Below are 22,082 nucleotides of genomic sequence, written 5' to 3' on the forward strand. Positions count from 1 at the left end.
CTTTTCCTCTCCGAAAATGAACAAATCAGTTTTATCGACCGAGCAGAGAGCTTTACGCCCTCTGCTTTTTCTTTTGCCCAGGAAGAAATCGACCACTTCCTTCTGCTTGGTAGCAATACCGATGAAGCCCGAAAAGTCGTAGCGCTGGAATATATGAAGCAGAAGCCGTTGGAAGAAATCGTTCAGACCTTAAAGCAGGTCTATCACGGCGGCTATGGTCTGAAAGAAGATAGCGGGAATATCTGTGCGTGGTATGCCGAGGACGGTATCCACCTTGCCAAAGGTTCCTCTGCCATTGACAGCCCCAGAGCGCAGATCGTTTCTTGGGAAACGGTTGCCGAGCGCATTGGAGAACTGCTTGAAAATGGTCGGTTCGCAACTAATGTGGAACTGGTAGAAGCATCCGGATATGAGCGTCAGAAGTTGGCAGAATCCCTGTGGCATCTTTATCACGATTTGAGTGAAGAAGCCCGTTCCAGCAACTATCTGGCAATTCTTCATCAGGAACCGTTTCGTGGTTTCCCTGACGAAACCGCAGACTTGGCTGAAAAGTTGGATGACCCTCGTTTCCACGCAACCTTGGTACAGCAGTATTCGGAATTTAGAAAAACCCTTGCGGAAAATCCCGATCTGCTTCGTTTTCACTATCACAAGCTGAATCTCATTCAGAAACAGCTGTATGAGTTGAATATGCCTTTGCGTGAGTATCAGACCGATATGATGCAGATGCCCCTTGTCCGCCAGTTCATTACGGATGATGAAGTCAATGCAGACTTGACCCGTGGAAGCGGCTTTTCCGGTGGTAAAGCCCGTATTTATAACTACTGGCAGGAGAATCATTCTGCCAAGGAAAAGATGGACTTCCTGAAGCATGAATACGGAACCGGTGGTCATTCCCATGCCTGCTCTGGTGCAACGCACAGCGGTCAGGATCACGATGCCAAGGGTGTTGCTTACACCAAGAGCGGTTGCGATAAATTGCAGATGTCCTGGGCGCAGGTGGTGCAGAGAATCGACGGTCTGATACGAAAGGGACGCTACCTCAGCCCGGAGGAAGAAGCGGAACGACAGGCTATCGAAGAAGCTAAAACTGATCCGTTGGAAGATGTTTATGACCGTTTCGCAGTGATTGATACCGAGGATGGCGAGTATGCGATCTGGGATAATCAGACCGATGACTACTATGTAGACCCGGAAGGCGTTACGGAATACTTCACGGACGAATGGCTTGCCAATGACTATTTGGAGGAAGTTCGTCAGTCCGTAGCTGCGATGGAGTCGGTTCAGCCAGAAGCGCCTGTGGCAGAGCCTGCCGAAGTTGTGGAAGCATCTGCTTCCGAGGAACCGAAATGGAATTATCAGGTCGGTGACACGGTATATCTGGACGATACAGCTTTCCGTGTGGAGCAGATCACGGACAGAGAAGTTCAGCTGCGTGACCCTACGCTTGCTTATCCCATCTTCCGTGCCGAGAATCGTGAGAATTTCGAGCGTATGCTCTCTCAGGACGAAAGAAACCATGCGGTAAGGGTTGATGCCCAAACCGAAGAAAAGCCCGTTACAGAGGATTTTCTGGGCAAAACCGAACCGAGGGACTACACCCCTGAGTATCAGCTGTTAGACCGTCTGCGTATGGACTGCGAATACTTCCTTGGTGCAGGACAGCACAGCGAAAAGCATCTGTGGGCAGGCAACCGCCATGCACAGATTGCCAAGATGCGTGAGCTGTATGAAATGATTCCCGACAAACCAGAATGGCTGACACCTGAGATGATTAACAGCTACGAGGAGCGCATGGCTCCCCGCTATCTGGTTGCCGCCTACCATCACTTTGAAAACGGCTTCGATGATAAACTGGACTACTACACTCTGGAAGAAGCGGAAAAAGCTGCCCAGGGCTATGTGGACGGAACCATGGAGGATGACGGATTCAAGTACGATGGTGCTGCCGTTTACGATCAGCAGGAGCATAAGTGCATCCGTATCTATGGGGACTACCCTGACGAAAAGGCACACGCACAGGTCAGAGCCAGTGCGGAACCCGAACAGCAGGAACCGGAACACTTCATCGATCATTTTTATGTTGCCGAGGACATTCAGAAGCGGGGTGCGCTGGACATCAAGGAATACAGTTCCTTTGATGATGCCCTGCGAGCCTACTATGCACTTCCTGACACGCAGAGAAAAGCCCTGGGTGCAATGAATACCAGAGATCTGCCGGGTAGTCTGGACTTCGTACAGTGCGTAGATGGAAAGGACACCATCATTCAGGATTATGCCCAGGTGGACGGATGGCAGAATGCCGAAGTCATGGACATTATCGCTCAGCTTGAGCAGTCCATCACCACCAGAGAAATCCCACCTGTTCCTGCGGTGAACTTCCACATCACGGATGACAACATCGGTGAAGGTGGACCGAAGCAGAAATTCGCAAGAAACATCGCAGCCATTGAAACTCTGTTCAAACTGGAAAGCGAGAACAGGAACGCCACTACCGAAGAACAGGAGATTTTGTCGAATTATGTCGGTTGGGGCGGTCTGGCAGATGCCTTTGACCCGGACAAGGGAAATTGGGCGAAGGAGTATCAGACACTGAAAAACCTGCTTTCCGAAGATGAATATGCTGCGGCAAGAGCTTCCACCCTGAACGCACATTACACCAGCCCTACGGTCATTCGCTCCATCTACGATGCGGTCGGACAGATGGGCTTTGAAACAGGAAATATTCTGGAGCCTGCTATGGGTATCGGCAACTTCTTTGGTATGCTCCCTCCTGAAATGCAGAGCAGCCGTTTGTATGGTGTGGAACTGGATTCCATCACCGGCAGAATTGCTCAGAAGCTCTATCCCAACGCAGAAATCAAAGTAGCCGGTTTTGAAACGACAGACCGCCGAGACTTTTACGATCTGGCTGTGGGTAATGTCCCTTTCGGCAACTACAAAGTGTCCGACAAGCCGTATGACAAGCTGGGATTCTCCATTCACAACTATTTCTTTGCCAAGGCTTTGGATCAGGTTCGTCCCGGTGGTGTGGTCGCTTTTGTGACAAGCCGTTACACCATGGATTCCAAGAACTCTGACGCAAGGCGATATATGGCGCAGAGGGCGGAACTGCTTGGTGCAATCCGTCTGCCAAACGATGCCTTTAAGAAAAACGCAGGCACGGAAGTCGTGTCCGACATCCTGTTCCTGCAAAAGCGTGACCATCCGATTGACATTGTACCGGAATGGGTAAACCTTGACCGCACCGAAGAAGGACACACCATGAACAGCTACTTTGTCGCTCATCCTGAAATGGTTCTGGGCGATACGGTGGAAGAAAGTACCGCCTACGGCATGGACATTACAGTGCGTCCCATTGAGGGCATGGAACTGTCCGAACTTCTGAAAGAAGCAGTTTCCCACATCCAAGGAACCTATCAGGCTGTGGAGCTTCCCGAAGCTGACAAGGGTAAGGAAATCGAAACCATTCCTGCAACCCCGGATGTAAAGAATTTCTCTTATACCGTGGTGGATGGCAATGTGTACTTCCGTGAAAACTCCCTGATGCGCCGTGTAGACCTGAATGAGAAAGCAAAAGACCGTGTGATGGGCATGGTGGAACTTCGTGGTATCGTCAACGAGCTGATCGAATATCAGCTTGAGGATTACCCGGATGAAATGATTACTCAGAAACAGGCAGAACTGAATGATGCCTACGATGCGTTTGCCGCAAAGAACGGGCTTATCAATAATCGAGCCAATGGTCAGGCATTTGCTGACGATTCCTCCTACTATCTCCTGTGTTCTCTGGAAAATGTGGATGAGGACGGCAATCTGAAAAGCAAGGCGGATATGTTCACCAAGCGAACCATCAAGCCGGAACGCAGAGTGACGAGCGTGGATACGCCGTCCGAAGCTCTGGCAATCTCTATCGGTGAGCGTGGCAAGGTGGATTTGCCGTTTATGGCACAGCTGCTTGGAACACCTGGAGAATACGATGCGATTCAGGCAGAGCTTCGAGGGGTGATCTTCAAAGACCCGATGGCTCCCGATGCTGTGGAAGTTGGATGGCAGACTGCCGATGATTACCTTTCCGGTGATGTAAGAAGCAAGCTGCGTGTCGCACAGATGGCGGCAGACAGGGATTCTTCCTTCCACATCAATGTGGAAGCCTTGCAGAAAGCACAGCCGAAGGACTTGGATGCGTCCGAGATTGATGTGCGTTTGGGTGCAACATGGATTGATGCCGATTATATTCAGCAGTTCATGGAGGAAACCTTTGAAACGCCGTATTACTTGCGCCGTTCCATTGAGGTCAAGTTCTCCGAGCTGACCGCAGAGTGGCGCATCAACGGTAAGAGTTCTCCCAACTACAACGATGTGGCGGCGTATGTCACCTACGGTACAGAGCGAGCCAACGCATATCGGATTCTGGAGGAAACGCTGAATCTGAAGGATATTCGTATCTATGATACGATTGAAGATGCAGATGGTAAGCAGAAGCGTGTCCTCAATAAAAAAGAAACTACCCTGGCACAGCAGAAACAGCAGGCAATCAAGGATGCGTTCCGAGATTGGATTTGGAGAGATCCGCACAGACGAGAAACCCTTTCCACCAAGTACAACGAACTTTTTAACTCCACCAGACCTCGTGAGTATGATGGCTCTCATATCCGTTTCGGCGGCATGAACCCGGATATTACCCTCCGTGAACACCAGAGAAATGCTATCGCTCATGTGCTATATGGTGGAAATACGCTGCTTGCACACGAAGTTGGTGCGGGCAAGACCTTCGAGATGGCTGCATCGGCTATGGAGAGTAAACGGCTTGGATTGAGCCAGAAATCCCTGTTCGTTGTGCCGAATCACTTGACCTTACAGTGGGCAAACGAGTTCCTGCACCTCTATCCGAGTGCCAAGCTCCTTGTTGCCACCAAGAAGGATTTTGAAACAGCAAACCGTAAGAAGTTCTGCGCTCGTATCGCAACGGGTGACTATGATGCAGTCATCATCGGTCACAGCCAGTTTGAAAAAATCCCGCTTTCTGCCGAACGACAGGAACGGCAGCTGCGGGAGCAGATTGATGAGATCGAGGGTGCGATTGCGGAGCTGAAATGGCAGCGTGGCGAAAACTTCACGATCAAGCAGATGGAGAAAACACGAAAATCATTGGAAGCCAGACTGGACAAGCTCCTTGCCGCTGACAAGAAAGATGATGTCATTACCTTTGAGCAGTTGGGTGTAGACCGGCTGTTTGTGGACGAAAGCCATGCGTTCAAGAATTTGTTCCTCTACACAAAAATGCGAAATGTGGCAGGTCTGTCCACCTCCGAAGCCCAGAAATCTTCGGATATGTTTATGAAGTGCCGCTATATGGATGAGCTGACCGGCGGGCGTGGTGTGATCTTTGCAACCGGTACTCCAGTAAGTAACTCGATGACCGAGCTTTATACGGTCATGCGCTATCTCCAGTACAGTACGCTCCAGCAAAAGAACCTGACCCATTTTGATTCCTGGGCATCGACCTTCGGAGAAACAACAACTGCGATTGAGCTTGCACCGGAGGGAACCGGCTATCGTGCCAGAACCCGATTTGCGAAGTTCTTCAACCTGCCTGAACTGATGAATATGTTCAAGGAGGTTGCCGACATCAAGACCTCTGACCAGTTGCATCTCCCTGTTCCCGAAGCAAAGTTTGAAACGGTTGTGGTTCAGCCCTCTGAGTACCAGAAGGATATGGTGGCTTCCCTTTCAGAGAGAGCAGCAGATGTTCATGCCGGTATTGTAGACCCGTCCGTCGATAATATGCTCAAGATTACCAGCGACGGACGAAAATTGGGACTGGATCAGCGGCTAATGAACACCCTGTTACCCGATGACCCTGACAGCAAGCTCAATGCCTGCGTGGGAAATATCCTGCGTATCTGGCAGGACGGTCAGGCTGACAAATTGACCCAGTTGGTGTTCTGCGACCTTAGCACACCGAAAAATGATGGAACCTTCAATGTCTATGATGATGTCAAAACCAAGCTGATTGCAAACGGTGTGCCTGCGGAAGAAGTTGCCTTTATCCATGATGCAGATACCGAGGCAAAGAAAAAAGACCTCTTTGCCAAGGTTCGTACCGGGCAGGTGCGAGTGCTTCTTGGCAGTACGCAAAAGATGGGTGCAGGAACCAACGTCCAGGACAAATTGGTGGCAGTTCACCACTTGGATGTGGGTTGGCGTCCGTCTGATATGACCCAGAGAAACGGTCGTATCATCCGTCAGGGCAACCGGAACAAAGAGGTTCAGGTGTATCAGTATGTGACCGAGGGAACCTTCGATGCCTACCTGTATCAGACCTTGGAAAACAAGCAGAAGTTTATTTCTCAGATTATGACCTCCAAATCACCGGTTCGCTCCTGTGACGATGTGGATGAGCAGGCGCTGTCCTATGCGGAGATCAAGGCGCTGTGTGCCGGCAATCCGCTTATCAAGGAAAAGATGGACTTGGACATTGATGTGGCAAGGCTGAAGGTGCTGAAAGCTGACCACCAGAGCCAGCAGTACCGTATGGAAGATAAGCTTCTGAAATACTTCCCGGCTGAGATTGAAAAGCAGACAGGCTATATTCATGGCTTTGAAGCTGATATTAAAACCGTGGAAGCACACCCGCAGATTGCCGATGGCTTTTGCGGCATGGAAATCATGGGCAAAGCCTACACCGAAAAGGCAGATGCCGGTGAAATCCTCCTTGCGGCTTGTAAGGACACGAAAAGTGCCGATCCGGTTCCTCTTGGCAGTTACCGTGGCTTTCAGATGGAGCTTTCGTTTGACAGTTTCCGGAACGAGTTCGATGTGACCCTGAAGGGCGCTGTGAGCCACAGAGTAGCCCTTGGAACGGACGCACGAGGAAATATCACCCGACTGGACAATGCCCTTGCAGGCATCCTTGAGCGCTTAGAACGAGCCAATGAGCAGTTGAATAATCTCTACAATCAGCAGGAAGCAGCCAAGGCGGAGGTTGGAAAACCGTTCCCGCAGGAAGCAGAGCTGACAGCCAAAAGTCAGCGACTGGCAGAACTGGATGCAGCCCTGAATATGGAGGACTCTGTGGAAAATCGTGACGAAAGAAGCGAGTCAGAGCGTCCTTCTGTGTTGGCTGATCTGAAATCCAAAGCGGAGCATATCCCGCCTGCAAAATACTCTGAAACCCGTGAGGAGGTGTTGTAATGGCAAAGCGAGATCAGGATGTTCATTTCCTTGCATCCAAGGAGGAGGTCGAGCGAATCCATGAGAAGATGGACGAGCTTGGCATCCGCAGCATGGGAGCCTATCTGCGGAAAATGGCTCTGGATGGTTACTGTATCAGACTGGATTTGCAGGATGTGAAAGCCCTGGTTTCGCTCCTGCGAATCTGCTCCAACAACCTGAACCAGTACGCAAAGCGAGCGAACGAAACAGGCAGCATCTATCGTGCTGACATTGAGGATTTGCAAAAACGGCTGGAGGAGATCTGGACGGACATGAGAGAAGTTCTTGTTCGCCTGTCCTCAATCCAGTAATCCGACAACTTGTTGGGAAGTCGCAGTTTCGGCTGCGGCTTTTACATAAGGGTTGACATCATTGCGTTATGGCAGATACCCTTGTACAATATAATTAAAAGAAAGGGGTTGAGCCTATGAAGCTGGTATTGAAGATATTGGCACTGCCGGTGCTGTTCGTTGTAAAAGTGATTTGCATTCTTGGAAATCTGCTTACAAATGTTGTGTCCTATGTAATTGGTTTATTGCTCTTGGTCATTGGCGGATCTGCGATTTACTGCATTGTAAAGGCTTTGTGGCAGTCCCTGCTTATTCTTGTGGTTCTTGGAATTGCGACAATAGCAGCGGTGTTCTTGCTCGTCTGGGCTGTTATGAAAGTCGAGAATATTGGAGAAAGTCTGGGAGCATTTATCAGGTCATAAGATAATATCAGAGAAAAGTCACCGACCGGTGGCTTTTTCTTTTTGGGAAGGAAGTGATGGGAATGGCAGCGACAAGATTGATTGCACTCCATGTGAATAAGGGAAAGACGGTCGCTCAATGTTTGGCAGACAGAACCGACTACTCACAAAATGCCGCAAAAACCAATGATGGCGAATTTATCAGTTCCTATGAGTGTGATCCAAAGACAGCAGATGAGGAATTTCTGCTTTCCAAACGGCAGTATCAGCATATTACCGGCAGACAGCAGAAGAACAATATCATCGCATACCAGATACGCCAGTCCTTTAAGCCGGGAGAAATCACCCCGGAAGAAGCGAACCAAGTCGGCTATGAAACAGCGATGCGATGGACAAAGGGAAAACACGCTTTCATCGTTGCGACCCACATCGACAAATCCCACATTCACAATCATATCATTTATAATTCGACCTCGCTGGATGCCACACGGAAATTCAAAAACTTCTTTCTTTCCGGTCTGGCGGTGCAAAGACTCAGTGATATGGTTTGCCTGGAACACGGGCTGTCCATTATTACACCGAAGCCGTATCGGGAGCGCCAGAAAAGAACTGTTTATCCCAAGAAGCGTACCCAGCGTGACGAATTATGTGATGCGATTGATGCGGTGCTGAAGCAGAAACCAAAGAGCTTTGATGGCTTTGTTCAGGCTCTGGCTGACATGGGATTTGAGTTCAAGGATGGAAAGCAGCCTGCGTTCAAGGGCGAGAATCAGAAGCGTTTCATTCGGCTGCGTTCCCTGGGCGAAGGATATAGCAAAGAGGAAATTCAAGCGGTTATCTCCGGCAAGAACCTGCACAAATCAAAAGGCGGCTCTGCCAAGGCTCCTGCCCCGAAGCAGTTCCAGATGCTGATTGATATTCAGGCAAAGATGGCCGAGGGCAAGACGGTCGGTTATGAAAAGTGGGCGAAGAAGTTCAACCGAAAAGAAGCTGCCCGAACGGTAATCCTACTGAAAGAAAAAGGCTTGGGCAACTACGACGATCTGACTGCTCATATTGAAAATCTGTCTGCCCGGTTCGATGCGCTTTCTGATTCTATCAAGGTCGCAGAGAAACGTATGGTTGAGGTTCAGGCGTTGCAGCAGCACATCAAAAATTATCGCAACACAAGGCAAATTTATATCGAGTACCGCAAGTCTGGATATAGCAAAAAATTCTTTGAAGAACACCGTCAGGAAATCACAATTCATAAAGCGGCGAAGCAAGCCTTTGATGAATTGCAGATTACAAAGCTCCCGTCCATGCAATCATTGTATGAGGAGTTTCATCAGCTGGCAGTCCAGAAAAAGCAGGACTACGCTGAGTACCGTCAGATCAGAAAAGAGAAAGAAGAACTGCTGATTGCCAAACGGACGGTTGAAACGATTTTGAATATCGACAGGCAGAAAGAGCAGGAAAAAGAGAAAGAGAAAGAGGAAAAGAAGAACTTCCGTTAAAGCAAAAAGCCACGGTCTGCACTCCCCAAAGGGTGCGGATCGTGGCTGCTTTTTTGCTTTTCGATTTCGGTGCTTTCAACCATGGGCAAATTTTTATTCTACTGTTCTTTGAGAAACGATTGAAAATCGTGTAGCCATCATCGGCAGATGATGTTCAAAGGGGATTGGGGATGCTTCCCCAACAAGCAAATTTGCGAAGATTGCACCGAAGGGAAAATCGAGAAAATGAGTGAACCTGTACAGGTTTACACTGCTTGCCAATTTGTGAGATTATGAATTTAGTATCGAGAATAGGGTACACCTAAATTTTGCAATGCTGCAACCCTATCATCGTTGCATGGATGAGTTGAGTATATTGCACTGAGAAAACCATCATGCGGAACATCTGAGATATGTTGGTCTAATACCGTCGCTAATTCAAGACCAAAACCAATTTTATAAGCAAATTCATCAGCCAGATACTCATTTTGTCTCATAGACCACATCAGAAAAAGCATACAGAACTTTACCCATAACCAAGAAAGTGCTGTTGATATTCCTGCGAAAACTGCGGTAATTATACCCATTACACCACTACGAGAGCATATTGCGAACAGCCCCATGATTGCAGAAAAAATCCAGTAGGATATTTTGATTAACAGGAGGCACCCGGATATAAATATATTGCCCCCGCCAATCAATAATTGGATAACAGTATGTCCGTATGAGAGATGTCCGATCTCATGGGCGAGAATTCCAAGTATCATATCATCGGAGAGTAAAAGCAATCCGTCAGTTATGCATAGTGTTTGCCTACCTAGAGCAAATGCATTTGGAGCAGGATCATGGATAATCTTCACTTTCACTTTTTTAGGACAGTATGATGTGTTCTCTTTTGCTTTATCTAAAACATATTGAACCAGCGGGACAACTCGAAGTTTTATATCAAAAAGATTTACACGTTTTGCAAGCTTTAATTGGTTTAATAAATTGACTTCCAATAATTGAGAGTCATTTTTATTTAATTCATGGTTCAAAACATAGTTTAATTATTTCCTCCCGTTAAATAATAGATAACTATTAAAAATAGACAATACTTGCTCATAAGTAACGGTACTTAAATTGTTTACTTTGGCGTGTTTCATTGCTTGATGAAACTGATTTTTAGTAAACAGTTGACGATATTCTCGATTGACCCATTTTGAAACAAAGTACGTATATAGCTTCCAATATTTATCTGGAACATCTGTGGTATGGCGGGTAAGTTTTATTAAGACACTGTTTACTTTTGGTTTAGGATGAAAGCATTCCGCTGGCAGCTTAAGCAATTGCTGAATCGAGACTTGAGTGTGCAAGAGCAACCCTAGTGTTCGGTGAATATCCAAGGTACGCTTGTAGAATCCTTCTTCAACAATCAGATAGATGTCAGACGCATGGCTTTCAAAAACCACTTTTTTAATAATTTGTGTGCTTAAATGGTAAGGAATACTCCCAACAATTTTATACCTCTGTTTGTTAGGGAATTGAAACTGTAGAATATCTTGGTGAATTAAAGTGACACGAGTATTCAGTTTTAATTTTTCTGACGATAAGTTGAATAGATGACTGTCTAATTCAATAGACGTTACCTGTTTACTTATTTTAGCCAGTTTCGTCGTTAAATGCCCTTTACCTGTTCCAATTTCGTAAACGGTATCGGTTTCTTTTAAATTCAATTGTTTTATTATTTGGTTGAGTACTTTTTCACTCGTTAAAAAGTTTTGAGAATATTTTATATTTTTGTTCATGTAATACCCCTTTTTATTTGCTGTGAATATTCGCTCATTTTTCTTCCTCAATAAAAACTCTACCAGCTAACCAACATTCGTCTAATTCATTTGGGAATAATTCAAGCTGGCGAATCATATAATGTGTACTTGGAATGTAATCAAAATAAAACAATAGTGCTAGATATAAACTCCATGGAATTGGGCGTGTCCGATTTTCGTAGGCACTATAAGTTTGTCGTGAAATACCAACAGCCGAAGCAATTTCTTCTTGTGATACACCAACTTTTCCTCTGAGTGCGGGTAACTCAATCGCCAATTGAGTGGCCAAGTTCTCTTTCTCATCTTTACTAAAATTCCAAAACTGCTTATAAGCATCTCGCCCTACAAATTGAATCAATAAATCTCCTCCTGGGTATACTCTTTCGTAGAGTACATTACTCCACGAAAAAACACCGCCAAACACTGAAAACTCAGCATTATTTGACGGTGTTGACAATTTATTTGACGGCTAATAAATCAGAAAGCCGTTGCATATTTTCTCTTTTTAAATCCATGGATGGGTGTACATAGCGATTCATTGTAATATTCACGCTGGCATGACCCAATATTTCGCTGAGACTTTTTACATCGAATCCAAGCTCTATGCACCTTGTAGCAAATGTATGACGTAACGAGTGATAATTTGCGGAGGTGATTCCGCTGTTTTTCAATACCTTCTTAAAATGATTTTGCATGGTTCTTGGTTCTAATGGATTCTGATCGCTATTGGTTAGGATGTAGCCAGTAGAAGAAGCTTTGTGTGCTGTAAGAATAGTCATTAAGCCATGGGGTACTGGAATAGTACGGATGGAGCAAGCACTTTTTGGTGTGGTAACAACAATCCTTGTCTTGTATTCACTGTTGGTTCTATCTTGGATTCTCTGGAGCGTTTGATGCACGTGGATTGTGTAATCTGAGAATGAAACATCTTCCCATCGTAACGCACAAATTTCACCTACTCTGAGACCAGTGAATAAACATACTAATATACCAATATTGCAGGAATCAAGATTAGAATACAAGTATTGGCATAATTTTTCCTGTTCAGCACGACTCAAAACTCTCATTTCCTTCGTTTGACGTTTTATCTGTATAGATCGTGCGTCACAAGAAATGGCTTTCCCGTTTCGGGTGGCAAATTGTAAGACATTTCGAATTAGAGATAAAATATCTGAAACAGTTTTAGAGGAAAGTCCATTCTCCTTTAATCCACCAGAAACAAGGAAAAAATTACACTGCGTTTCAATAAACTCGTGTGTTATATCACGCAATTGTTTGCTTCCGAACACAGGAAGTATATACGAGCTGAGAAGATTCCTATATTTGTTGCTTGTAGATTCCTTCACTTTAGGACATATAGCTTGAAACCATTCCATAGCAACCTGTTCAAATTGATCTGAGCTAATTTCTGGATCGACAGTGACAGAATTACTCGTGCACGAACTTTGACTGATAAGTTTTGCCTTGACTTCTCGATATGACTTTGCATAAACATAACCGTAATTGGCTTTGCCTGTAGAAGATCGGGACTTAATGTATCTTCCTTCCCATCTGCCGTCTTTCCTTTTGTAAATATTTTCTCCTTTTCGTGCCATAAGGTACACCTCCTTCAATATGACTATAATTCTGACGGCAAATTGTGACTTTGGAACTTTCTAAGATGGATTTTTGTGCAAAACCTCGTGTTTTATGTCCCTAACATATTGACAAACAGTGCGACAATTTGTAAAATAAAGATATAAACTAAAAAAAACAGAGAAGAATGCGATTCGTGGAGTAATGTACTCTACGAATTTTTTATTTTAAAGAACCTCAAGATAGCTCATATTGTCGTCTTGGGGTTCTTTTCATTCTATCATTTAATGCAATCTGCCTATAAAATTTTATCATATTGCATTTATAAATGCAACTTGCACCCGATGTTGGTTGTTGAGATTTTTGGTACATTTTATAATGTATAGCAGAATCATACACAGCATGGAGGTGATTGAAACGCAACCGGAAATTGATTACGTTAAGATTGGTCAGCGCATTAGAGCTGCCCGACTGGAAAAGGGTTATAGTCAGGCTGATTTGGGTGCGTTGGTTGGTTGCTCGAACAATCATATGAGCCATGTTGAAGTTGGACAGACGAAAGTTTCTTTGGCAATGCTTCTAAAACTGGCATTCGTCTTGGAAAAGAACTTTGACTATTTTTTACTGGATACCCCATATGCAAAATGCGACAGCATCATTGATAATGAGATTGCTGCAAAACTGAAAAAGTGTAATGTAACAACATTGATAACCGTAGGAAAGTTGATTGATGTCTTGATTGACCAGCAAGAGATGATAAAAAAAGCGGAGCTTGATTGATATAATGAAAAAGAAGCCCATTGACGGTACAGAGTGAACTGAACCGCCCCAGATTGTACAGACAGCACAAAAAGAGCCCCTGAGCAGGAATATTCAGTTTTAGTAGGAGTGGCGCAGCGTCAGCGGCGCCACTCCTGTTTTGCTCTGGATGCGCTCATGGTTGTAAAAGTGGATGTAACGGTCAATCATCTCTTTGGCTTCAGAAAAGGTAGCCGGTTTGTGGCGGTAGATGCACTCTGTTTTGAGAATGGAAAAGAAATTTTCTGCCATTGCATTGTCATACGGGTTTCCACGTCTTGACATCGAAGGCGTAATGCCATAAGATTTTGTCAGGTTAAAGTATGCTTGCGAGGTGTACTGGAACCCCTGGTCGCTGTGGAGCTGCAACTCTGCAGCGACCTTCTTCTTTTCTCTGCGTATTGCCAGATGAATAGTATCCAGAACCAGATTTACGCTTTGCTCCGTTCCTGTCTTGTAGGCCACAATGCTGTTGTCATACAGATCCCGGATCATGGATAAGTACAATACGCCCTGTCCGGTATGAATATAGGAAATATCCGTTACCCATTTGCAGTTTGGTGTTTCGGCATGAAAATCCCGGTTGAGCAGATTTTCATATTTGTGCAGCTGCTCGCCCATTCGCTGCCACCTTCTGCGACGGCGAATCTCTGCCAGCAGGCCATATTTTTTCATGACACGCAAAATTGTCTTGGGGTTGTGGTAAATCCCTTTGCTGCCTTTCAGCCACTGCCACATCCGTCGGTAACCGTAGGTGTGAAAGCATTTTGTCTGCTGCTTCCGGATCGTTTCGGCAAGAGCTGCATCCTTTTCCGGTTGGTTCATTCGTTTGACATAGCCGTAATAGCCGCTTCTGGACACTGCAAAGAATCGGCACATAGCAAGCACAGGATATTCCTCCCGGTGGCGGTAGATTACTGCGTATTTTACTTTTGCTCTCACTTCCTTTCTGTGGATCGCAGAAAATCCCGCAGCAATTCATTCTCCATTCGCAGACGCCGGATTTCGTAAGTTTGTTCTGCAATGATATTTCTGGGCTCACAAGCGTTTCTCGGCCGTCCCTTGAGCCTTATCTCTATTCCTGCTTCCAGCTTCCGTTGTTTAGCTCTCTCCCGTTTCACAAGTCTTTTTACGACATACTTATCCCGAAACCCAAAGTACTCCGCCACTTCTCTCTGTGTTTTTCCGGATGCAAGCATAGCTTTGATTTCAGGCAACAACTTCTGCACATGCGTGTAATTTCCTTTACCCATAGTAATACCCCCTGATGTAGTACTTCCATTTTCCTACATCAGGGGGTTCTTTGTCTATTGTCCGTTTTTACTGGTTCGGTTCAAACTGCTATGGGGTTCTTTTTTGCAGCACAATATACTGATTCTTTAAGAAGCAAAAAGTCCACCAGTCATGATGCACTACGCATCGTACTGGTGGACTTTTTCTGTAAAGATATAAAAATAGATATTCATATATCGCCATAACCAATGTCGTTATCGTAGGCATGAAGATCTTCTTTCAGGAAATCTGCTTTACGAATATACATCGAATTTACCAGCTCTCCTTTTTCGTGGAGCAGGCTGAATTTGTAGTCTAATAATGCTGCCGGTACATAGAGCATTTTAGCCGTTTCAAAAAATGTGTGTTCCGAAAGGCATTCCAGGACTTTCCCATCTTCTAACAGAAGCTCCGCCGCAAAGAAGTTTGCTTCATTTTCTTCGATTGATCTATCATCAAAAACTTCCATTTCTTGAAAGCCGTGCATCATAGCGATTTTTGTATGCAGGACAGCGTGTCCTAATTCATGTGCGACTAATATACGCTCCAGGATACCGTTCACATTGTGATCTATCACGATATTCTTTTGTCTGGACTGGTAATAGAAGAAGCCCTTCAATTTCTTCTGTAAATCGTAATAGTGGATTTTGATACCTAACAGCTGACATAGCTCGTAAGGGTCTCTGGTGTGATATTTTCGCACAAGCTTATCGACAGTTTCAATGATATGCTCTGCCGTTTTCATTTGCTTCACCTCCGAATCGCACACAGAAAACATATTCTGTGCTTGAGGATTTTACTCTTTATCTTTATGCTTTCTGTATTTCTTCGGAGTGTACTTTTCCCGTGCTGTTTTCTTAGAGTCCATATAAACTGACATAATCGCCTGGAAGAATACATCTTTTGCGTCCTCGTCCAATTCTCCACCGGCAAACAGAGAATTTACACGACCCAACACTTCCTGAGCTTCTTTTGCTCCTTTTGAACCGAAGTTTTCCTTTGCCTCTAAAATAAACATATCCTGATCTATATGGCTCTGGCTATCCGTTTCAGATTCGTCCAAAAGATAGGACACAGAGATATGCAGTGCTTCAGCAAGTTTTCTGATGTTGCTTTTTCTGGGGAGTGTTCCGAGCTGCTCATAGGTGTAAAGGGATCTTTCGGAAATGCCGGTCATCTGGGCAAGCTCCGTTTGAGATAGGTTCATAGCCAAACGAGCTTCTTTAATTTTTTCTCCAAATGTCATGGTAGTATCCTTCCTTTCAAAAAATATTTATTCGTAACTTCCGATTATTTGTTGACAAACTTCTGGAAAATGCTATAATAAGAATCATAACAGAAGTTTTAATTCCACTTAATTATATATCGGAACTTTTATAAAGTCAAGAACTTCCGATTTCACTTCTGTTATTTTAATCAAATATCGGAAGTTATAGTCATTCTTGTCCCATGGTATTTGTTTCCCTTTAGCCAAGTGACAGGAGTTAGAAAGGAATTCTTATTTTATGGATTAGGCTGAAAGGAGATTCTGAATGAGCAGATATAATACACAGGTATTAAGCAGTATTCGAATGCTTTGCCGGATGCAGAACATTGACGAGAAGGTTCTGTATGAAAGAGCAAAGCTGATTTTATCCATATATCGAGAGGTGTGCTGGTCTACCATTGATCGTGCGAATGATGTATGTGATACCCTTATTTGTACTTACGGTGACAGCTTAGATGGTGCATTGATTTATCTGGAGAACTTTGCTCCGGATGAAGCGAGAGAACGATTTGAAGAACGCATTCGCAGCTTATTTGAGACAAAGTGGATCATTGAACTGGTAGATATGGCTATGTTGAAAATCAGAGAATATCCAGATAAAGGCGCTCTGTACTGTGAGATTATCTCAAAGGCATATCTCAACCGCTTCAAGTACAGGGAATCAGAAATGCTGGAGGTTTTGAATATGGAACGCAGCACCTACTATGACCGAAAGAAAGAAGCGATACTGTTATTTGGTCTGTCACTTTGGGGAACAGCCATTCCTAAATTGAAAGATTTCCTGGAAAGTGCCCGGGAGGAAGAAGCATTGTGTTATTGTGAATGCTAAGACAGGATTTTAGTCCGACTAAAATCCGATGAAAATACGACGGTTCCCCTACTGAAAGTCCGACTTGTCCAGTGTTAAAATGGCTATGCTGGGAGATAGCGGCATAAAATTGAATAGAGAGAGTTACGCCTCGTGCCTGTAATGGGTACGGGGCTTTTTTTATACCTGCCTATTTTCCCCCATAATTAACACAAAGGCATGAACGAGAGCTTGGAGTAATTTACTCCGGCTCTTTTTTTATGCCTGCAAGGAGGACAGGCAGATGGCAAAGGGTATTGAGAATCGGGCACGATCTCCTCCCGCTGTTTTTGATTATGCAACTTCACAAATTCAAAAACACGGAGGAACGAAAATGTATTACGACTTGGTTGAAAGCGGAAAAAGAATTAAAGCCTTGAGAAAGGAACATGGGCTTACACAGGAACAGCTTGCGGAGCAGTTAGGTGTTGCCGCAAACACCATTGCACGAATTGAAACCGGCAACAGAGGTATCTCTATTGATTTGGCAATCGAACTGGTTGTGCGCTTTGAGACAACCCTTGATTACATATTTTTAGGTCGTGAATAACCTCAAAACTATACCTACGAGGCAATAAAAACTTGCATGAGGAACAGGTACAATTTAGATACAGCCAAAGAAAATCGGCTGCTTGATCCTTGAAAACTGAATACACAGTCATCGAATACGTTCCTGTTGCCGGTGCGAGAGCATCAGCCACATCAGCGGTACGCCGAGACGTATCGGATAGAGAAACAGAACGACTTTCTTCTATAAATTAAGCGCTTGTCTCTCTCCCGATGCCAGCGATCAATACTGGCTTGTAAATATTGGGTTGCTCCCAATACGGCCATGAAAGCAACAGGATTAAAGATACTTCTCTACGGAGCTGGCGGAGAACCCGGCAGAGGTTAGATTCCTATGGAACTGATTCGCAATCAGTCGTTCGGTGATTCCCTGAGGGCGTAAGCCCTCTTTCCCAGGGGTGCGTGGCAAATATGGGACACATAGACTTTTGGACTGACTGCCTGATTCCTTTCTGGCAGTCAGTTATTACATAGCCAACGAAAGGAGGTCATGGCACATGATGAAAGAAAATTGGGTATATTGCCGTGGTGATATTTATTGCGCCAAGCTGGACCCGGTAGTTGGGTCGGAACAAGGCGGCATCCGTCCGGTTATCGTCATTCAGAACGATACCGGTAATAAACACGCTCCCACATTGATTGTGGCAACGGTCACCACCAGAATCCATAAGAAAGCGAATATGCCGACGCACTTTGTTATTTACGACAATCCTGCATTCAAAGAAGCGTCCGTTGTTCAGCTGGAACAGATTCGTACCATTGATAAAAGCAGGATTGATAATTACTTAGGTAAGGTAACGCCCCGTGAAATGGTAGCGATTGAGAAAGCCTTATCTGTCAGCCTGGCAATGGAACAGCTGAAAAAGCGTTCCCCAAAACATAAAGCAAAGAGAGCGAAGGAGTGAACATAAATGTTTGAAGAAAGAATCGCTGCCATGAATCAGCGCACCGAAGAAGCGATGGCTGCTAACGCAGTTCAGTTTGATAAGAGAACCTATACGGTTGATGAGATTCAGGATATTCTGGGCATCAGCAGAACCAGCGCATACAACCTTGTGAAAAAGAAAGTTTTCCATAGCGTCCGCATCGGTGGCAGTATCAGAATCTCCAAAAAGAGTTTTGATGAGTGGTTGGATCATCAAATGTAAGATTTGTCAAGGGCGTCGTACAACCCGGCGACAAACTTCAAAACATATTGAGAGTTCGATAAAATGTAGCCATGACAAGAAACACATGGCTACATTTTTTACATAGGAGGTTGTACGATGGCGGAAATGAGAAAACGCACGAGTATGTCTGTTCTGGAAATGGGCAGGATGCTCGGTCTTGGTAAAACGGAGTCATACTGGCTCATTAAGAAGAATTACTTCAAAACCATTCTTGTCGGCAACACCATGAGGGTGATGATCGACAGCTTTGAAGAATGGTATGCCAATCAGTTCAAATACCAGAAGGTCGATGGAACCCCTCCCGGCGAGGAATTGAAGAAAACTACATATTCAATGGAGGAGCTTGGACAGCGCCTTGGGCTGAAAGAAGCGACTGCTTACGAACTGGTTGCCAAAGGGCATTTTGATGTGGTCGATGTCCTGGGCAAGCGCAGAGTGACAAAGGAGAGCTTTGAAAGATGGTATGCTTCTCAAACCGATTACCGCACGGTAGAGGATCAGGAACTGGATGCAGATATTATGGCATCCACCTACGGTCTGCCGGAAATGGCAAGAATGCTTGGGGTACATCGTCAGACCATTTACTATATCGTTGCCAATGAAGATTTTGAGCTTATCAAGGTTGGCAGGTATAAGCGAGCTACCAAAGAGAGCTTTGAAAAATGGTATCACAATCAGACCCGCTACCAGTTAGCGGAAGATAGACAGGAAAGGAGCTGATTACATGGCATCTATCGTTAAGAGAAAAAAGAAGTATTCTGTGGTTTATACATACACCGATGAGAACGGCAACAAGCGTCAGAAGTGGGAAACCTTTGAAACGAATGCCGAAGCAAAGAAAAGGAAGTTGCAGGTTGAATATGAGCAGGAGTCCGGAACCTTTATTCCCCCTTCTGCTAAAACCGTCAATGATCTTTTGGATGAGTATATGTCAATCTATGGTGTGAACACCTGGGCGATGTCTACCTATGAAAGCAGAAAGAGCCTGATTGCAAACTATATTCGTCCCCTCATCGGTGATATGAAGCTGGAGGATGTCACGCCGAGAATCATGGACAAGTATTACCGAGATTTGCTTTCTGTCAAAGCGGTTTCTTCTAAGTATGTAAAAGCCCGTACAGAATATCTGACTCCGCATACTGTCCGAGAGGTTCACAAGACATTGCGAAATGCTTTCAATCAAGCGGTCAAGTGGGAATTGATGACCAGAAACCCTGTGGAGCACGCTACGCTGCCGAAAGAAGAACACAAGACCAGGGATATCTGGACAGCAGAAGTGCTCCAGAAGGCTCTGGAAGCCTGTGACGATGATATTCTTCGTCTGGCTATTAACCTTGCCTTCTCCTGTTCCCTGCGAATGGGCGAGCTTCTGGGGCTTACCTGGGACTGTATTGACATTTCCCCCACCAGTATTGAACTTGGTCAGGCAAGCATCTTCGTTGAAAAGGAGTTGCAGAGAGTAAATCGTGAAGCGATGGCAGATCTGGACGGTAAGGACATCATGTTCAAGTTCCCACCGACCTTCGCCAGTACGCATACCGCATTGGTTCTCAAAACTCCTAAGACCAAAACAAGTGTCCGCAAGGTGTTCTTACCGAAAACCGTAGCGGAAATGTTGGTACAGCGAAAGGCTGACATCGAAGAACTGAAAGACCTTTTCGGTGACGAGTTCGTAGACTTCAATCTGGTTTTCTGTTCTTCCAATGGCAAGCCGATTGAGGGGCAGGTTATCAACCGTGCTTTCAATAAGCTGATTGAGGAGAAGGGACTGCCGAAAGTGGTTTTCCATAGTCTCCGACATTCCAGTATCACTTACAAGCTGAAGCTGAACGGCGGCGATATGAAATCCGTTCAAGGCGATTCCGGTCATGCACAGGTCAAGATGGTAGCGGATGTTTACTCCCATATCATCGACGATGACCGCAGACTGAACGCTGAAAGAATGGAAGCTGCGTTCTACTCAGGCAGACAGGCAACGCCTGAGCCGGTTCAACCAGCCGCAACGGAAAGCTCCGCTGATGATAAAGAACTTCTTCTGAAGCTTCTGCAAAATCCGGAAATGGCAGCACTCCTGAAGTCGCTGGCAAAAACATTATAGTAACTGCAAGGGCAGATCCTTTTACATAGCTACAATAGCTGTAAAAGGGTCTGCCCTTATTTTTTTGTTATGGAGGTCAACGAGTATGGATAGAATCTTTATGGACGAGTATTACGAGCATCTGAGAGCTGACAATATCGAGGCATTTTCCAAGGAAAGGAACGACGAATATGTTGGCAGAGCTGAGGAATACAAAGCAGCAAAGTCGGCATTGCTTGAAGGATTGGGACTTGAGCATTTGTTTGACCATAGCCATGAACTGACTCCGAAAGAGAAAGAAATATGGATGCTGTTCGATAGGGTTGATGTAGCAGAGCTTCTTGCAAGGGATGCTTTTGCCAAGGGTGCTTATATGCTCGGCGCTGAGGATAGAGAGATTATGCTGAAATAAAAAAAGACCTGCTTCGGCGGGTCTAAATTACATAGAATCATTGAGTCTGAAAAACCTTTGAAATTCTTAATAATTCTGGTTGAAAAATTCATTTTGAAATGATATATAAAACAGACTGAAATCTGTGTCTAAGGACACCCGCACCCTCACACGAGAATGAATAGGATTTCCTATCATTTCGCATCACGAGAAGTTACATAGTGACATTTACTTGCACTTGCAACGTCCACCAAAAATCGAAAGACTTGCTAATTTCGAGCCAATCGGACGGTGTAAAATCCCTCTGAATTAGCTATCACAGCGTAGTATCAGATGGGATTTGAAATGCTGAAAAACCTTGTATTTCCAAGCATTTTTAAGCATTAGATGCCACTTCCCGATGTCGTATCGGGTCTACTCCTAAGCGGTAGGTCGCCAGTTCGATTCTGGCCGGGATCACCAAATGAATAAGATTGCCGTACATGCTTACCCGAGAGGAAAAGTCGCCAGTTCGATTTCACCCTTGCGGGTACGCGTGGCCGGGATTACCACAAAAAGAACCGCTCCCAGACTAGGTTTGGGGGCGGTTTTAGTTTTTCAATGAATAAGAGGCTGCCGTACTTGTTGTGTACGACAGCCCCTGTGCCATATGATTAGTCTTTAGTATATTTTTGCTTGTATATACTATTTACTGCTGTGCATATGGAAATTGCATCGCAAGTCTTTCCTGCAGAACGCGGGTTAAGGTATCGATATTGGCACTCAGCTTTTCAATTCTGCCTTCCATACGGACCAGAAGATACGAGCTGACGAGCATGGGGAATGCTTTCTGCGTGTAGGAAGTACATCTATTACTTCACCTGTGATAAAATTCATGAGCAGGAAGCAGTAAAGCGAATCCATATCAGATTCAGGGAAATAGTGCTC

21 protein-coding genes and 1 pseudogene are annotated in these 22,082 nt (G+C 45.1%); 12 read left to right on the forward strand and 10 right to left on the reverse strand.

All coding sequences use genetic code 11. The annotated features are described in order from the left end of the window. Positions 1–153 precede the first annotated feature (153 nt). From HMPREF9443_RS10065 to HMPREF9443_RS10080, 4 genes are all read left to right on the forward strand, one after another. Entirely contained in the window at positions 154–7,197 is a 7,044-nt protein-coding gene (locus HMPREF9443_RS10065) for an LPD11 domain-containing protein (protein WP_227612560.1), read from the forward strand. Next, positions 7,197–7,529: a plasmid mobilization protein gene (locus HMPREF9443_RS10070; RefSeq protein ID WP_002578947.1), complete on the forward strand. Its 333-nt coding sequence runs from the start codon at positions 7,197–7,199 to the stop codon at positions 7,527–7,529. Before HMPREF9443_RS10065 ends, HMPREF9443_RS10070 begins: the two co-directional genes overlap by 1 nt. A gap of 116 nt (positions 7,530–7,645) precedes the next feature. Beyond that, the gene (locus tag HMPREF9443_RS10075; RefSeq protein ID WP_002578946.1) at positions 7,646–7,930 is read left to right on the forward strand and encodes a hypothetical protein; all 285 of its coding nucleotides are present in this window, start codon (positions 7,646–7,648) and stop codon (positions 7,928–7,930) included. Between the two features lie 62 nt (positions 7,931–7,992). Beyond that, positions 7,993–9,405 (forward strand): relaxase/mobilization nuclease domain-containing protein, encoded by a 1,413-nt coding sequence (locus HMPREF9443_RS10080; protein WP_002578945.1) that lies wholly within the window; start codon positions 7,993–7,995, stop codon positions 9,403–9,405. Positions 9,406–9,683: 278 nt separating this feature from the next. Here HMPREF9443_RS10080 and HMPREF9443_RS10085 read toward each other — a convergent pair whose 3' ends face one another. The 5 genes and pseudogenes from HMPREF9443_RS10085 to HMPREF9443_RS10100 all read right to left on the reverse strand — a co-directional run bounded on the left by HMPREF9443_RS10085 (position 9,684) and on the right by HMPREF9443_RS10100 (position 12,787). Continuing rightward, positions 9,684–10,328, reverse strand: coding sequence for a M48 family metalloprotease (locus tag HMPREF9443_RS10085; protein ID WP_412032754.1), 645 nt, complete (start codon positions 10,326–10,328; stop codon positions 9,684–9,686). Beyond that, a pseudogene (locus tag HMPREF9443_RS11240) lies at positions 10,302–10,433 on the reverse strand (antitoxin); the annotation flags it as partial. The gene HMPREF9443_RS10085 and the pseudogene HMPREF9443_RS11240, both read right to left, overlap by 27 nt. Then, positions 10,434–11,201, reverse strand: coding sequence for a 23S rRNA (adenine(2058)-N(6))-methyltransferase Erm(B) (erm(B), locus tag HMPREF9443_RS10090; RefSeq protein ID WP_255420040.1), 768 nt, complete (start codon positions 11,199–11,201; stop codon positions 10,434–10,436). It abuts the pseudogene before it with no gap. A gap of 4 nt (positions 11,202–11,205) precedes the next feature. Next, positions 11,206–11,550 (reverse strand): helix-turn-helix domain-containing protein, encoded by a 345-nt coding sequence (locus HMPREF9443_RS10095; protein WP_230197180.1) that lies wholly within the window; start codon positions 11,548–11,550, stop codon positions 11,206–11,208. A 100-nt stretch (positions 11,551–11,650) separates the two neighbouring features. Next, positions 11,651–12,787, reverse strand: coding sequence for a tyrosine-type recombinase/integrase (locus HMPREF9443_RS10100; RefSeq protein WP_002304408.1), 1,137 nt, complete (start codon positions 12,785–12,787; stop codon positions 11,651–11,653). A gap of 382 nt (positions 12,788–13,169) precedes the next feature. Between HMPREF9443_RS10100 and HMPREF9443_RS10105 the strand changes: the two genes are divergently transcribed. Then, positions 13,170–13,547 carry a helix-turn-helix domain-containing protein gene (locus HMPREF9443_RS10105; RefSeq protein ID WP_002578940.1) on the forward strand — a complete coding sequence of 126 codons (378 nt, stop codon included), beginning with the start codon at positions 13,170–13,172 and terminating at the stop codon, positions 13,545–13,547. A 99-nt stretch (positions 13,548–13,646) separates the two neighbouring features. Here HMPREF9443_RS10105 and HMPREF9443_RS10110 read toward each other — a convergent pair whose 3' ends face one another. From HMPREF9443_RS10110 to HMPREF9443_RS10125, 4 genes are all read right to left on the reverse strand, one after another. Next, the gene (locus HMPREF9443_RS10110; protein WP_009146487.1) at positions 13,647–14,507 is read right to left on the reverse strand and encodes an IS3 family transposase; all 861 of its coding nucleotides are present in this window, start codon (positions 14,505–14,507) and stop codon (positions 13,647–13,649) included. Further along, the gene (locus HMPREF9443_RS10115) at positions 14,504–14,818 is read right to left on the reverse strand and encodes a hypothetical protein (RefSeq protein WP_009146488.1); all 315 of its coding nucleotides are present in this window, start codon (positions 14,816–14,818) and stop codon (positions 14,504–14,506) included. The genes HMPREF9443_RS10110 and HMPREF9443_RS10115 overlap by 4 nt, the downstream gene beginning before the upstream one ends. 209 nt (positions 14,819–15,027) lie before the next feature. Continuing rightward, positions 15,028–15,582 (reverse strand): ImmA/IrrE family metallo-endopeptidase, encoded by a 555-nt coding sequence (locus HMPREF9443_RS10120; protein WP_002304410.1) that lies wholly within the window; start codon positions 15,580–15,582, stop codon positions 15,028–15,030. 51 nt (positions 15,583–15,633) lie between these two features. Further along, positions 15,634–16,083 (reverse strand): helix-turn-helix domain-containing protein, encoded by a 450-nt coding sequence (locus HMPREF9443_RS10125; RefSeq protein WP_002304411.1) that lies wholly within the window; start codon positions 16,081–16,083, stop codon positions 15,634–15,636. Between the two features lie 286 nt (positions 16,084–16,369). Between HMPREF9443_RS10125 and HMPREF9443_RS10130 the strand changes: the two genes are divergently transcribed. From HMPREF9443_RS10130 to HMPREF9443_RS10160, 7 genes are all read left to right on the forward strand, one after another. Further along, positions 16,370–16,933 carry a hypothetical protein gene (locus tag HMPREF9443_RS10130; RefSeq protein WP_002304412.1) on the forward strand — a complete coding sequence of 188 codons (564 nt, stop codon included), beginning with the start codon at positions 16,370–16,372 and terminating at the stop codon, positions 16,931–16,933. Between the two features lie 262 nt (positions 16,934–17,195). After that, the gene (locus tag HMPREF9443_RS10135; protein WP_009146491.1) at positions 17,196–17,501 is read left to right on the forward strand and encodes a helix-turn-helix transcriptional regulator; all 306 of its coding nucleotides are present in this window, start codon (positions 17,196–17,198) and stop codon (positions 17,499–17,501) included. A 514-nt stretch (positions 17,502–18,015) separates the two neighbouring features. Then, positions 18,016–18,423 carry a type II toxin-antitoxin system PemK/MazF family toxin gene (locus HMPREF9443_RS10140; protein ID WP_002578938.1) on the forward strand — a complete coding sequence of 136 codons (408 nt, stop codon included), beginning with the start codon at positions 18,016–18,018 and terminating at the stop codon, positions 18,421–18,423. 6 nt (positions 18,424–18,429) lie between these two features. Then, entirely contained in the window at positions 18,430–18,666 is a 237-nt protein-coding gene (locus HMPREF9443_RS10145; protein WP_002304418.1) for a helix-turn-helix domain-containing protein, read from the forward strand. Between the two features lie 117 nt (positions 18,667–18,783). Then, complete coding sequence (locus tag HMPREF9443_RS10150; RefSeq protein ID WP_002304420.1) at positions 18,784–19,407, forward strand: helix-turn-helix domain-containing protein; 624 nt, start codon at positions 18,784–18,786, stop codon at positions 19,405–19,407. A 4-nt stretch (positions 19,408–19,411) separates the two neighbouring features. Beyond that, entirely contained in the window at positions 19,412–20,785 is a 1,374-nt protein-coding gene (locus HMPREF9443_RS10155; RefSeq protein WP_002304423.1) for a site-specific integrase, read from the forward strand. 85 nt (positions 20,786–20,870) lie between these two features. Continuing rightward, the gene (locus tag HMPREF9443_RS10160) at positions 20,871–21,176 is read left to right on the forward strand and encodes a hypothetical protein (RefSeq protein WP_002304425.1); all 306 of its coding nucleotides are present in this window, start codon (positions 20,871–20,873) and stop codon (positions 21,174–21,176) included. A gap of 667 nt (positions 21,177–21,843) precedes the next feature. On the opposite strand, the gene HMPREF9443_RS11245 is transcribed toward HMPREF9443_RS10160, so the two are convergent. After that, positions 21,844–21,972: a YvrJ family protein gene (locus HMPREF9443_RS11245; RefSeq protein ID WP_009146492.1), complete on the reverse strand. Its 129-nt coding sequence runs from the start codon at positions 21,970–21,972 to the stop codon at positions 21,844–21,846. Positions 21,973–22,082 lie beyond the last annotated feature (110 nt).

This window comes from Phascolarctobacterium succinatutens YIT 12067, assembly GCF_000188175.1.
Classification (GTDB): Bacteria; Bacillota; Negativicutes; order Acidaminococcales; family Acidaminococcaceae; genus Phascolarctobacterium_A; species Phascolarctobacterium_A succinatutens.